Genomic DNA, 12594 nt, shown 5'->3' with positions numbered 1-12594 from the left:
CTCAGACCAGCGGCTGATCGAGGATCTCGCGCGCGCCCTCTTCGACCGCCGTGGGCACGACGAGGGGGCGTCCGGCGGAGAAGGCCTCCCATTCGCGCAGGACCACCGCCTCCACGTGGAGGGGGTCCTCCTCCGGGAAGTCGTCGCGCAGTCGCTGGACGACCTCGCGGAACGACGCCACCTCGACCCCGTCGATCATGGGGACGGCGTCGGACGCGCGCGCAGAAACCCGTTCGAGTGCGCTGTCGTCCATGCGCCCCATGCTTTCACGCTGCCGCGCTCGCACCTAATGCTCCGCGGGAAGGAAGGTCGGCTACTTTCTCAGTCGCCGTGACACCTCGATCAGTGAGCCGCGTCGGGCTCGACCGGATGCGGATCGACCTGGTCGACGGCATCCTGCAGCCGACCGAGACACGCGACGACGGCGGCGCTTTCTTCGGGCGTCATGTCGACCACGGCCGACATCATGCGCGTGTGCATGGCGCCGAGGGTCGCGCGCACCTCTTCGTCGCTCGCCGCCGTGGCGACGATGTGGATGCTGCGGCGATCGGTCGGGTGCGGGATGCGCGTGACGTGCCCCGACTTCTCGAGACGGTCGATGATAGCCGTCGTGGACGCGGTCGAGACGCCGAGGTAGCGCGTGATCTCGCTGGGCGAGACCTGACGCTCCTGACCGGCCGCCTTCAGCAGGTAGCGCAGCACGAGCAGCTCGTTCTCGCCCATCGACATGGATTCGCGCGTGCGGCGACGCATCGCCACCTCGGCGGCGCGGTACACACGGAACGCCTGGAGGACGTCGACGGCGCGGCGACGGCGGTCTTCCTCGCTCGCGCCGTACCAGTAGCGCGATGCTTCGGGCCCGTTTTCCACCAGGGCATCTTATGACAGGGGAGGTCGTCCAGCCCCCTGCCGCGGCGCGCGGAGGGCAGGTACCATCGATAGGTAGATCGGCTACCTACTTGATCGGTAACGGAGACATCTCGCGCAGACGCCACGAGGGAGGGCAGATGAAAGACGCAACGACGGCCGACGACGTCGTCAAAGCCCTCAACGACCTCACCGATTCGGGCGTCGCCTCCGAGCGTGCGGCGCTGCACTCGCTCGGGATCGGCCCGAACGACGCGAAGGTGCTGCGCTTCCTCCTCCAGCGCACGGCGGAGGACGAACCCGTCACGCCCCGCATGCTCGCGGCGATGCTGGGCATCTCGTCGGCGGCGACCACGGCGCTGATCGACCGTCTCGCCGAGGCCGGCTGGGTCGAGCGGGAGCCCTACCCCGGAGACCGGCGATCGATCGTCGTGCGCGAAACCATCGACGAGGACTCCCCCGCACGGCGCATCCTCTCGGTTCGTCGCGCGTCGGTGGTCGCGGCGGCACGGCGTCTCGGCCCGGAGGAGCGGCGCATCGTCGCCGACTTCCTCGACGACATCGCACGCGGCGAGACGGAGGACATCGAGACGATGTGCCCGAACGACGAGCCCCACACGACCTGAGCCAGGTCGCGCGGGGCTCCGGGGCTCACTCGGTCGAGCGGCCCGTCTCGCTCTGCAGGCGCTCGATCTGCTCGGACGCCTCGGCCTTCGTCAGATCGGCGGGGATCTCCTCGCCCGCCTCGCGGGCCAGGGTGTCGAGGTAACTGCGCTGGGGCGCGGTCATCGGCTCGTCGCCCGTGACCCAGTCGGACGGGTCTTTCTCGGCGGGGTTGTCGCCCTCGCGGGTGGCGCCGAGAGTCTCTTCTTCGCGGGAGGTATCGCTCATGAGCCGAGGCTAGACGCGGCCTCCGACACCGGGGCCGGGATTGACACGTTGCACAGGCGGGTGCGGCATCCTGGTCGGATGCCCGACGACTCCCCTCCCGTCGACGTCCAGGTCGACACGTGCCGACGCGGGGCCGCCCAGACGCGCGTCACCCGCATGTCGACCGGCTCCCATGGCGGGCGGTCCTTCGTGCTCATCGCCGGCATCGGCGTCGCCGCGACGTACTTCGAGTTCCTCGCCCCGCTGCTCGCCGAACACGGCGAGGTCTACGCGCTCGATCTGCCCGGGTTCGGCGGGGTGCCGGCATCCGGTGAACAACCGACCCCGGCGTTCTTCGCCGACCAGGTCGAGGCCGTCCTCGACCACTACGGCCTCGTCGACCCGGTCCTCGTCGGGCACTCGATGGGAACGCAGGTCGTCACCGAGGTGCTCGCGCGCCGGCCGGCGCTGTCGCACGCGGTCCTGGTGAGCCCGGTCGTCGACGAGGGCGAGGCCGACGCGCTCACGCAGGCCGTGCGTTTCGCGCAGTCGACCGCGCGCGAGTCGTTGCACGTCGCGCTCACCGCGTTCTCGGCCTACCTGCTCTGCGGGGTGCTGTATTTCCTCGAGGCCCTGCCGTACATGCTGCGATACCGCATCTCCGACCGCATCGGTCTCGGTCGCGCACGACTGCTGCTGATCCGCGGCGAGTTCGACCGCCCCTCCCCCCGCCGCCTGCACTCGCGTCTGGTCACACGCGCGCACGAGGCGCGCCGGTGGGAGATCCTCGGCGGCGCCCACTGCGTCGTCAACAGCCACGCGGTCGGCGTCGCGCGCCTCATCCTGCGTCACCTCGACGACGAGCTGCCGCCGAAGGGGCGGATGCCGGCGGCCGAGGCCGCGGTACCCCCGGCCCGGCACGCCGACGCCCGCATGGTGCTGAGCGCGATGGCGAGCCGCGTGGCCGAGTGGTTCAGTGCCGCCCGCAAGGACGAGAACGGCGTGGAGCGCGCGAAGGCCCGGCACGCGCGGCTGCTCTGGGACGCCTACAGCCCCGGGAGCTGAGGGCTACCCCGCTGCGCGGGTGAGGGCAACCCCCACGACGACCGAACGTCCGGGGCACACCATGATGAGGCGCCCGACTCGTCCCGGGCGCCCCTCCCTCATGCGCGTACCTCCCTTCCTCGATCCCCGCCGGTGGTGGGCCGACGCGGTCACGCCGGACCGTCTGGTGCTGGCGCTCAAGACCGCTGCGGCCGCCGCCCTCGCCTGGTACCTCGCCCCCCTCGTCCCCTTCGCGCAGAGCGAGTACTCCTACTACGCCCCGCTCGGGGTGCTGGTCAGCATGTACCCCACCGTCGCGCGCTCCGCGTCGAGCGGCATCCAGGCGGTCGTCGGTCTCGCGCTCGGCATCGGACTCGGGCTGGCGAGCCTCGCCGTCGTCGGCACGGGTCTGCCGCGCATCGTCGCCGTGGCCGCGGTCATCCTCGTCGGCGTGCTGCTCGCCGGCATCCGCGCCCTGGGGGTGGGGCGCGACTGGGTGGCGATCGCCGCGCTGTTCGTGCTGCTGCTGGGCGGCACGGACCCCGACGGGTACTCGGTGTCGTACCTCATGACGATGGCGTTCGGCGTGGTGGTGGGAGTCGTCGTCAACCTCGTCGTCGTGCCCCCGCTGCGCGTCAAACGCGCCGACGACCGGCTCGGGCGACTGCGCGACGACCTGGGTGACGCGCTGCACCGCATCGCCGAGGCCCTCGCGGGGCGGGCGTTCGATCCCGAGGCCGCCGACGCCGCCACCGCCGGCCTGATGGGCACGCTCGCCGAGGTGCGCGAAGAGGTGGAGCTCGCCGACGAGAGCCGCCGCTACAACCCCCGCGGGCGTCGTCTGCGCGCCCCGCGCGACCTGAACCGCCGCCGCCTCGACGCCCTCACCGGCACGGCGGACGCGACCCGCGAGCTCTCGGCCGCGCTGTCGCGGCTCACGGCCGGTTCGGACGCCGACACGGGTTTGCCCGACGACGTCCGCCGCCGCCTGGCCACCGCGGTCGACGCCGTGTCGGCACTCGCGGCGACGCCGCCGGACCCCGAGGCGACCACCGAGCAACTGCGCGCCGCGGAGCGCGCCCTAACCGCCTACACCGACGCGCTGCGCACGCGCGATGCCTCGCGCGGGGAACCGCTCGACGCGTGGGAGGCGGCGGTGAGTCTGCGCCGTGTGATCGCCGCGTGCGGCCCCTTCTCGGACCCCGACGCGAGCACGTCGACGCGCTGAGCCGCCCCGTCCGCCGCCCGGCCGGTCAGCGCTGCGCGCACACCGCGTCGAGGGCGCGATCCAGGGCGCGCGCCGTGGCGATACGGGCCGCCGCCGGCACCGCCGCGAGGAATCCGCCCACGAACGTGTCGCCGAGACCGATGGTGGTCGGGTGCGCCGTGTCGATGACGTAGGCCGCGACCCCGACCGCGGGAAGGCGTCGCTCGACTTCCGCGACCACCGCGGCACCGCCCTCGTGCCGGGGAAGTCGCGCGGTGTCCTCGAGATCGGCGGCGGTGCACGCGTCTCCGAGCCGGTAGCGGGTCGCGGCCGTGCGGACGGCACTCTCGAGCGCGACCCGGTGCACCCCCGCGGCCACCCCCACGGCGACGGCCCAGGAGCTCGTGTGCACGACGAGAGCGCGAGCGGGGATCAGCGCGTGCACCTCGGCGAGCGCGTCGGCTACGTCACCGGGCGAGAGCAGATCGACGGACCGCCCGAGGTACTCCTGCAGCTCGTCCTCGTTCATGCCGTACACGTCGATGCGGTCGAGCAGCCGCGCACGGACGCGGGCGGACAGCTCCCGGTGGTAGAAGCCCGCGTCCTCGTAATAGACGAGGGCCTCGGGAGGCAGGCGCCGCATCGCGGCGACGAGGTCGTCGAGCCGGGCCTCGAGCAGGTCGGCATCCTGCATCGTGTTGAAGCCCGAGACGAGGAACGCCGCAGCGTTCTCGAGGGCGTCGCCCAGCCCCTCGGCGATCGCCATCTCGCGGTTGGGCGCGTCGTTGGCGAAGATGAGGCGGTTGGATGCCGGAGCGGTGACCACCCCGTCGAGCACCTGCACCCGCGCTCCCCTCGGATACTGCACGATCAGGTGCGGGTCGAGGGTGTCGCGCGTGGCCGACGAGACGATCCGCATCGACGCCGGCAGCAGTCGGCGCACGTTGTCGTCGATGCTGACGAGGTGCTGCACCGTGGGCACGCCGATGCGGTCGAGGGCGATCCCCGCCCGCACCCCCGTCCCGCCGAGGGTGATCGTCGTGTCGAAGTTCGCCGCGAAGCGCTCCACGATCTCGGAGGTGAGCACGAAGCGCTCGCCTCCCCCGCCCGAGGCGAGGAAGGCGAGCACCGTGACGACGAGTGCACGCTCATCGATGATCGGCGTCGTGGTGTTCAGCTCGTCGCGACGGATGCCGTGCTGCGCAGCGAGGGCCGAGAGCACCTCGGCGTCCCATCGGATCTCGTAGTCGACCGTGCCGCCGAGTCCGAGCACGAGGTCTTCCGCCATGACGCCGTCCACCGTCCGATCAGTACAGGTCGGCCTTGCCGGCGGCGCCGAACAGGTCGATCTTCTCCGCGGCCGTGACCTTCATCGCGGCGATGCACTCGGGCTGGATGGCGTTGGGCTCGCGCAGGCGCCGGTCGGTGCCGAGCACCTCGCGCATGCGGTCGTGGTAGGCCACCTTGATGTCGCTGGAGATGTTGATCTTGTTGACGCCGAGCTGGACGGCGCGGCTGAGCTCGGCATCCGGGTTGCTCGATCCGCCGTGCAGCACGAGCGGGATGCCGACGGCGGCCTTGATCTGCTCGAGCAGATCGTGGCGCAGCTCGGGGTTCTTCTCGGCCGGGTAGAGACCGTGCGAGGTGCCGATCGCGATCGCGAGGCTGTCGACCCCGGTCTGCTCGACGAAACGCACCGCGTCGTCGACGTTGGTGTAGATGATCTCGGCCGCACCCGACTCGCCGTAGCTGTCGTTCGCGCCGATCGTGCCGAGTTCGCCCTCCACCTGGACGCCGACGGCGTGCGCGGCCTCGACGACCTTGCGGGTGAGCGCGACGTTCTGCTCGAAGGGCTCGAGCGAGGCGTCGATCATCACCGAGGTGAAGCCGGCCTGGATCGCCTGCACGATCTGCTCGTAGGTTCCGCCGTGGTCCCAGTGGATGGCGACGGGAACGCTCGAGCGGTGCGCCCGGGCGTGCATCGCGGGGATGAGGTCGGTGGTGATGTGCGACACCTCGTCGGGGTGGATCGCGATGATGACCGGAGCGTTCTTCTCCTCGCTGATGTCCATGATCCCGGTGAACATCGCCCAATCGCTGATGTTGAAGGCCGGGATGGCGAAGCTGTGGGCGTTCGCCACGTCGAGGATGGACTTGCCGGTGTAGAGCACGGATTTCTCCTTGTTCGGGGTTGGGTGTGCGGGAGTCAGCTCTTCACCGAGCCGGCGGTGAGGCCGCTGATGAAGAAGCGCTGGAAGAAGAGGAAGAGCAGCAGTACCGGGATGGAGCCGAGGATGCTCATCGCCATGATCTGGTTCCACTCGTAGGAGTGCTGGCCCATGAGCAGCTGGATGCCGATCGGCACCGTGCGCATGTCGATGGTGCGGGTGAGGGTCAGGGCGAACAGGAACTCGTTCCACGCGATCATGAACGTGTAGATGCCCACCGAGACGATGCCGGGGATCGAGATCGGCACGAGCACGCGCCACAGGGCCGTGAAGGAGCCGGCGCCGTCGACGCGGACGGCCTCGTCGAGCTCCTTGGGGAGGGTGTTGAAGTACCCGGTCATCATGATGATCGCGTAGGGCAGCGTGAACACCATGTAGGTGAAGATCAGGCCCGGATAGGTGTTGTAGAGCCCCAGGCCGACCATGAGCCCGAAGTACGGGATGAGCAGGGTGATCGGGGGCACCGCCTGGACGCTGACGATGATGACGTTGACGATGCGCTTGCCGCGGAACTCGAACCGGCTGAAGGCGTAGGCGGCCTGAATGGCCACGAGCAGCGTGAGGATCGTCACCGCCCCCGCCACGACATAGCTGTTGATGAAGAAGCGCACCGTCTCGGGGTTGGTGAAGATCGAGACGTAGGCGTCGAACGAGAACGTGTCGGTGATGAGGCGCGGGGGGAGCTCGAAGATCTGGGTGTTCGACTTGAACGAGCTCGAGAGCATCCACAGCACGGGGCCGGCCGCGAAGACAGCGCCGAGCAGGAGGCCGAGGAGGACGCCGACCTTGGCGAGGCGGCGGCGCGTGGCCGTGCGCGCGGAGCGCTGGCGCGGGGCCGCGGCAAGCGGCGGGCGGGCGGTGGTGTTCAGGGCCATGGTCAGTCCCTCGCCTTCTGGTGGCGGACGTAGAGCACCGCGATGATCATCGACATCGCCAGGACCAGCACCGCCGAGGTGGAGGCCATCGAGAAGTCGTACTTCGCGAACGCGAGCTTGTAGGTGAAGGTGCTGAGCATCTCGGTGACGTCGATCGGACCGCCGCCGGTGGTCAGCCAGATGAGGGCGAACTGCTGCGAGGTCCAGATGAGGTCGAGCAGCACGAGGCTCACGATGATCGGGCGCAGCTGCGGGACGGTGACGTTCCAGAAGCGCTGGACGGGGCTGGCGCCGTCGACGGTCGCCGCCTCGTAGAGGTCGCTCGGGATGCCCTGCAGGCCCGCGAGCAGGCTCACCATGAAGAAGGGGTAGCCGGCCCAGATGTTGATGAAGGTGACCGTGCCCAGCGCCAGCTGGGGCGAGGCGAGCCACTCGATGTTGGTGTTCAGGAGGAAGTTGACGATGCCGTTCGGAGCGAGCAGCATGCGCCAGAGCACCGCGATGACGGCGACGGTGAACAGCCAGGGCAGCACGTACAGCCCCCGGAAGATCGCCCGGGGCACGGCGCCGATGAGCCGACTGTTCAGCAGCAGCGCGAACGAGAGCCCGAGCACGAGGTGCGCGGCGACGCTCGTCAGGGTGAAGAAGAGGGTGTTGCCCGTCGCCTTCCAGAACCCCGGGTCGGTGAGGATCGCGACGTAATTGTCGACGCCCACGACTTCGGGACTCTTGTTGAGGATCACGTTGTCCTGGAAGGAGTACCCGATCACCATGACGATCGGGACGATCATCAGGACGAACAGCAGGATCAGCGTCGGCGACAGGAACGCGTAGGCCTCGCCGGCCTTGCGGAGCTGGCGGGTGCGCCGGGAGGCGGGGCGACCGGTGACGATCACCTCGGTGTCAGGGGGTGTGAGGGTGCGCATGGTCATGATGTGCGGCTTTCGCTGAGCGGGATGCCGCACCGCGAACGGTGGCGGCGCGGCATCCCGGTTCGGGGTCGGATCAGAACTCCGACGTCCATTCGTCCTGCGTCTTCTCCAGCGCGTCGCTCATCGACTGCTGGCCGTCGAGGGCCGACTGGAACTGGGTTCCGAACTGGCGCATGAGCTCTTCGGCGACGGGAAGGCCGGTGAACTCGTTCGCCGGGTAGCCGTCCTTGTAGATCTCGAAGGCGGTCTTGAACAGCTCGTCGTCCTCGACGAAGGTGGGCACCGATTCCGTGTTGCCGGGGAAGGCCTTCGCCATGGTCGACAGCTCGCTGTTGACGTCCGTGCCCATGAGGAACTGAACGAGCTTGAAAGCGGCGTCCTTGTGCTCGGAGTTCTCGGCCACGCCGATGCCCCACGAGGCGTAGGGGATGCCGCGTTCTCCCGAGAATCCGTCCTCGGCCGGAATGGCGGAGATCGAGAATTGCAGGTCGGGGTTCGACTCGCGGATCAGGTTGATGTGCGCGAGCGAGTCGATCATCATGCCGACGCGACCGTTGGTGAACTCCTCGACCTTGTCCTGCTCCTTCATCGTGAACGAACCGGGTGCGATGACCCCGTCCTTCCAGAGCTGCTGGATGTAGTCGGTCGCCGACGCGACGTCGGAGTTGGTCAGGTCGGGCTGGCCGTCCTTCAGCATCGAGCCTCCCGAGGCCCAGACCCACGACATGACGTCGTTCTGCACGCCGTTGGGGGCTTCGAGCGAGAGCGGGAGCACCCACCCCGACACGTCGCCGCCGAGGGCGGTGATCTTCTTCGCCGCGTCCGCGAATTCGGTGCGGGTCGACGGCGGGGCCGTGACACCCGCCTGCGAGAGCAGGCCGTCGTTCGTGAACATCGGGTAGACGAAGTTGACCACCGGGATCATGTAGGTGCTGCCGTCGACCTGGATCTGACTGGCGAGCTGGCTGTCGTCGTACCCGGAGGAGCTCATCAGCTCGGACAGGTCGGCGATCACGCCCTGCTTGGCGAAGTCGCTGACCCACGCGCCGTCGAGACCGACGACGTCGGGCATCGTGCCGGAGGCCGCTCCGGCGAAGAGCTGCTCCTTGGTCGAGGCGTAGGGGCCGCTGACCAGATCGACCTTGATGCCGGGGTTCTCCTGCTCGAACTGGTCCATGAGACCGCGGAACTCGCCGTCGCCGAGTTCAGGCTCCCACCACTGGGCGAATTCGATCGTGACGTCCCCGTCCGCCGAGGTGCCCCCGCTGTTCGACGACGAGCACCCCGCCATCGCCAGGAGGGTCGTGGCCGCTGCTGCGGCACCGACGAGCTTGATGGCGTTCCGACGCCGGCGCCCGCTGTTGTCCATCGTTTCTCCTCGTTGAGATCTGCTGCATTTCGCGCTGTTCTGCGCGTTCTTGCATCTTTCAGCACGAGTATGCGCCGATATGCGAGGTGGGGCAAGAGTGTGATGCAGATTCGTGACAATTCCGGCACGATTACGCGCTCACATCAGCAAAGAAGCGGCTGTCGCTGCGTTTCTTTGCTGTTTTCTCCCCGCAATCTGCTCGTTCCGTCGCCTCGGTGTGCTAGAGATGACGGCATGGACGGAACCACAGCCACGACGAAGAGGCGGCTTCCGGCGGGGCGCAAGGCCGAGCTGGCGGCGTACGTCGCCGAATCGGGACAGGTCACGGTCGTCGATCTGGCATCCCATTTCGGGGTCTCGATCGACACGGTGCGACGCGACCTCGATCAGCTCGACCGCGAGGGCATCGTCGTCCGCACGCACGGCGGCGCGGTGAGCGCCATGTCGGTGCCCGGTCGGGACCGCGGTCTCGACGTGCGTCTGCAGATGCAGATCACCGAGAAGGAGCGCATCGCGAGCCTCGCCGTCGACCTCGTCGAAGACGGGTCCGTCCTGATGCTCAACGCCGGCACGACGACCCTCGCGGTCGCCCGCGCGCTGCGCAACCACCGCAACCTGACCATCGCGACGAACAACCTGCGCATCCCCGCCGAGATCTCGCCCAGCGTCTTCCGCGACCTCTACATCTTCGGCGGAGCGGTCCGCACGATCACCCAGGCCACGACGGGGCCGGTCACCCTCGCGATGAACTCGCACTCGCCCGAGGTCGACATCCGCTGCGACTACGCCCTCATCGCCGTGGGCGCGGTCGACGCCTCCGGCTACTCCACGAGCAATCTCGGCGACGCGACGATGATGAGCGAGATGATCCAGCGCGCCGAGCGCACGGCGATCCTCGCCGACTCGTCGAAGCTCGACCGTCGCCTGTTCGCGCAGGTCACCGCACTCGACAAGGCCGACTACCTCATCACGGACGCTCCCCCGTCGCCGGATCTGGCGGCGGCACTCAATGAAGCCGGCGTGACCGTCCTCACGCCCTGAGGCCGCTCACCCCGCCGTCAACGCCACCCGGAGGATGCGGTCGTCCGCACCGCCGGCACGGTCGGTGTTGCTCGTGACGATCCACAGCGCGCCGTCGGGAGCGACGACCGCATCGCGCAGGCGCCCGAACTCGCCCGCGAAGAACTCCCGCGCCGTCGACGTGTCGGCCGTGGGGATCGCGCGCAGCCGTTCGCCGCGCAGATTCGCGACGAACACCGATCCCTCGGTGACCGCGAGACCACTGGGGCTAGCGTCCGCGGGCGCCCACTGCTGCACGGGGTCGACGAATCCCTCTACACCGCCGATTCCCTCGACGTCGGGCCAACCGTAGTTCGCGCCCGGCCGGATGACGTTGAGCTCGTCGAAGGTGTTCTGGCCGAACTCCGACGCGAACATCGTGCCCTCGGCATCCCACCCGATCCCCTGCGGGTTGCGGTGCCCGAGGCTCCACACCGGTGAGTCGGGGAACGGGTTGTCGGCCGGGACCTCGCCCTCCGGCGTGACGCGGAGGATCTTGCCGCCCAGCGACGACGCGTCCTGCGCTGCGCCCGGATCGGCCGCGTCGCCGGCGGTGATGTAAAGCATGCCGTCGGGGCCGAAAGCGAGGCGCCCGCCGTTGTGGATGTTCGCGGACGGGATGCCGTCCAGCACCGTCTCGACCTCGCCGAGCGCGAACGACCCCGGCGCGCCTTCCAGCGCGAAGCGCACGACGCGGTTGCCCTCGGGGGTCGTGACGTAGGCGTAGAGGAACCCCTCGGCGTGCGCGATCCCCAGCAGCCCGCCCTCACCGGCCGCCGCCACGTCGGGCACCTCGGCGACCACGCGCGTGCGATCCCCGACGATCTCGAGGATGCGCCCGGTGTCGCGCTCGCTCACGAGGGCCGCATCGTCGACGAACGCCACCGACCATGGTGTCGTGAGACCGGATGCCACGACCTGGGGCTCTGCGTCCGGCACGACGAATCCGGCGGTTCCGGCCGTCGGCGTGGGAACGGCCTCGGTCGTCCGCTCCGCGGCGCAGCCCGCGAGGACCATCGTGCCCACGGCGAGCGCGGACAGCACCCCCGGGCGGCGTCGCGCGGCGAGGCTCATGGCATCGTCAGCAGCACTTTGGTGGCCCGGCGCTCATCCATCGCTCGGTACCCCTCGGCCGCGTCCTCGAGAGGCAGGGTCAGGTCGAACACCGCACCGGGGTCGATCTCGCGGTCCCAGATGAGGCGGATGAGCTCGGGGAGGAAGCGGCGCACCGGTGCGGGCCCGCCGTGCAGGTGCACGGCCGAGCGGAACAGCTCCTGGCCTTCGAGGGTCACGTCGTGCGAGACGCCCACGAAACCGATGTGACCCCCGGGGCGCGTGGAGCGCACGGCCTGCTCCATCGACTGCTGCGTACCCACCGCCTCGATGACGGAGTGGGCGCCGAGACCGTCGGTGAGCTCCTTGACCTTCGCGATGCCCTCGTCGCCGCGCTCTTCGACGATGTCGGTCGCCCCGAACCGCCGGGCGAGCTCCTGTCGGTCGGCGTGCCGTGACATCGCGATCACGCGCTCCGCCCCGAGCTGTCGCGCGGCCAGGATGCCGAGCAGTCCCACCGCGCCGTCGCCGACGACGGCGACGGTCTTGCCCGGTCCCGCTTCGGCGGCGACGGCGGCGAACCAGCCGGTGCCGAGCACGTCGGAGGCGGCGAGCAGCGAGGGGATGAGGTCGTCGTCGGGCTGCCCGGGCGTGGCCACCAGGGTCCCGTCGGCGAGCGGGATGCGCGCGAACTCCGCCTGCGTGCCCACCCGGCCCATCGGCACGACGTGCACGCAACGGGACTGATACCCCGCCCGGCAGATCTCGCACGTGTTGTCGGATGCCATGAAGGAGCCGACGACGAAGTCGCCGACCTTCACGTTCTTCACGTCGTCGCCGATCTCGGTGACCACCCCGACGTACTCGTGGCCCATGGGCGTGGCATCCACCTCGTCCGAGCCGCGGTACGGCCAGAGATCCGATCCGCAGATGCACGAGGCGGCGAGACGGATGATCGCGTCGGTCGGCTCCTGGATCACCGGGTCGTCGCGGTCTTCGACCCGGACGTCCCCGGCGGCGTGCATGATGACTCCCCGCATGGCGGCTCCTCTCGGACGGTGTGTTCCCTCCGGAGTACTCCGCGCGGCTG

At 69.6% G+C, this 12594-nt stretch carries 14 protein-coding genes; 4 read left to right on the top strand and 10 right to left on the bottom strand.

Annotation, left to right across the window (positions count from 1 at the left end):
• Position 1: 1 nt before the first annotated feature.
• Positions 2-253, bottom strand: a complete 252-nt coding sequence (locus tag Q9R20_RS08055; RefSeq protein WP_311248850.1) for a three-helix bundle dimerization domain-containing protein — start codon at positions 251-253, stop codon at positions 2-4.
• 89 nt (positions 254-342) lie between these two features.
• The gene (locus Q9R20_RS08050) at positions 343-870 is read right to left on the bottom strand and encodes a MarR family transcriptional regulator (protein WP_311248849.1); all 528 of its coding nucleotides are present in this window, start codon (positions 868-870) and stop codon (positions 343-345) included.
• Between the two features lie 137 nt (positions 871-1007).
• On the opposite strand from Q9R20_RS08050, the gene Q9R20_RS08045 reads away from it, so the two are divergent.
• Positions 1008-1493, top strand: coding sequence for a MarR family transcriptional regulator (locus tag Q9R20_RS08045; protein WP_311248848.1), 486 nt, complete (start codon positions 1008-1010; stop codon positions 1491-1493).
• 25 nt (positions 1494-1518) lie between these two features.
• Here the strand turns inward: Q9R20_RS08045 and Q9R20_RS08040 are convergent, their stop codons facing one another.
• Entirely contained in the window at positions 1519-1758 is a 240-nt protein-coding gene (locus Q9R20_RS08040; protein WP_311248847.1) for a DUF3072 domain-containing protein, read from the bottom strand.
• A gap of 78 nt (positions 1759-1836) precedes the next feature.
• Between Q9R20_RS08040 and Q9R20_RS08035 the strand changes: the two genes are divergently transcribed.
• Positions 1837-2802: an alpha/beta fold hydrolase gene (locus Q9R20_RS08035; protein WP_311248846.1), complete on the top strand. Its 966-nt coding sequence runs from the start codon at positions 1837-1839 to the stop codon at positions 2800-2802.
• A gap of 100 nt (positions 2803-2902) precedes the next feature.
• Positions 2903-4009, top strand: coding sequence for an FUSC family protein (locus tag Q9R20_RS08030; protein WP_311248845.1), 1107 nt, complete (start codon positions 2903-2905; stop codon positions 4007-4009).
• A gap of 25 nt (positions 4010-4034) precedes the next feature.
• Here the strand turns inward: Q9R20_RS08030 and Q9R20_RS08025 are convergent, their stop codons facing one another.
• The 5 genes from Q9R20_RS08025 to Q9R20_RS08005 form a co-directional block, all read right to left on the bottom strand.
• Positions 4035-5276, bottom strand: a complete 1242-nt coding sequence (locus Q9R20_RS08025; protein ID WP_311248844.1) for an ADP-dependent glucokinase/phosphofructokinase — start codon at positions 5274-5276, stop codon at positions 4035-4037.
• A gap of 19 nt (positions 5277-5295) precedes the next feature.
• On the bottom strand, positions 5296-6159 hold the full coding sequence (locus tag Q9R20_RS08020) for a ketose-bisphosphate aldolase (protein WP_311248843.1): 864 nt from the start codon (positions 6157-6159) through the stop codon (positions 5296-5298).
• A 35-nt stretch (positions 6160-6194) separates the two neighbouring features.
• On the bottom strand, positions 6195-7091 hold the full coding sequence (locus tag Q9R20_RS08015; RefSeq protein WP_311248842.1) for a carbohydrate ABC transporter permease: 897 nt from the start codon (positions 7089-7091) through the stop codon (positions 6195-6197).
• Positions 7092-7093: 2 nt separating this feature from the next.
• Positions 7094-8023 (bottom strand): carbohydrate ABC transporter permease, encoded by a 930-nt coding sequence (locus tag Q9R20_RS08010; RefSeq protein WP_295839229.1) that lies wholly within the window; start codon positions 8021-8023, stop codon positions 7094-7096.
• A gap of 73 nt (positions 8024-8096) precedes the next feature.
• Entirely contained in the window at positions 8097-9392 is a 1296-nt protein-coding gene (locus Q9R20_RS08005) for a sugar ABC transporter substrate-binding protein (protein ID WP_311248841.1), read from the bottom strand.
• 234 nt (positions 9393-9626) lie between these two features.
• Here Q9R20_RS08005 and Q9R20_RS08000 point away from each other — a divergent pair, with 234 nt between their 5' ends.
• Positions 9627-10433 (top strand): DeoR/GlpR family DNA-binding transcription regulator, encoded by an 807-nt coding sequence (locus Q9R20_RS08000; protein ID WP_311248840.1) that lies wholly within the window; start codon positions 9627-9629, stop codon positions 10431-10433.
• Positions 10434-10439: 6 nt separating this feature from the next.
• Here Q9R20_RS08000 and Q9R20_RS07995 read toward each other — a convergent pair whose 3' ends face one another.
• Together Q9R20_RS07995 and Q9R20_RS07990 are read right to left on the bottom strand one after the other, a co-directional pair.
• Positions 10440-11525, bottom strand: a complete 1086-nt coding sequence (locus Q9R20_RS07995) for a PQQ-dependent sugar dehydrogenase (RefSeq protein ID WP_311248839.1) — start codon at positions 11523-11525, stop codon at positions 10440-10442.
• Complete coding sequence (locus Q9R20_RS07990) at positions 11522-12544, bottom strand: zinc-dependent alcohol dehydrogenase family protein (RefSeq protein ID WP_311248838.1); 1023 nt, start codon at positions 12542-12544, stop codon at positions 11522-11524. Before Q9R20_RS07990 ends, Q9R20_RS07995 begins: the two co-directional genes overlap by 4 nt.
• Between the last annotated feature and the right edge of the window lie 50 nt (positions 12545-12594).

It is taken from the genome of Microbacterium sp. PRF11, from assembly GCF_031844085.1.
Lineage (GTDB): Bacteria > Actinomycetota > Actinomycetes > Actinomycetales > Microbacteriaceae > Microbacterium.
The sequence above is the reverse complement of the archived record's forward strand: the minus strand, read 5'-3'. Positions and strand labels throughout refer to the sequence as shown.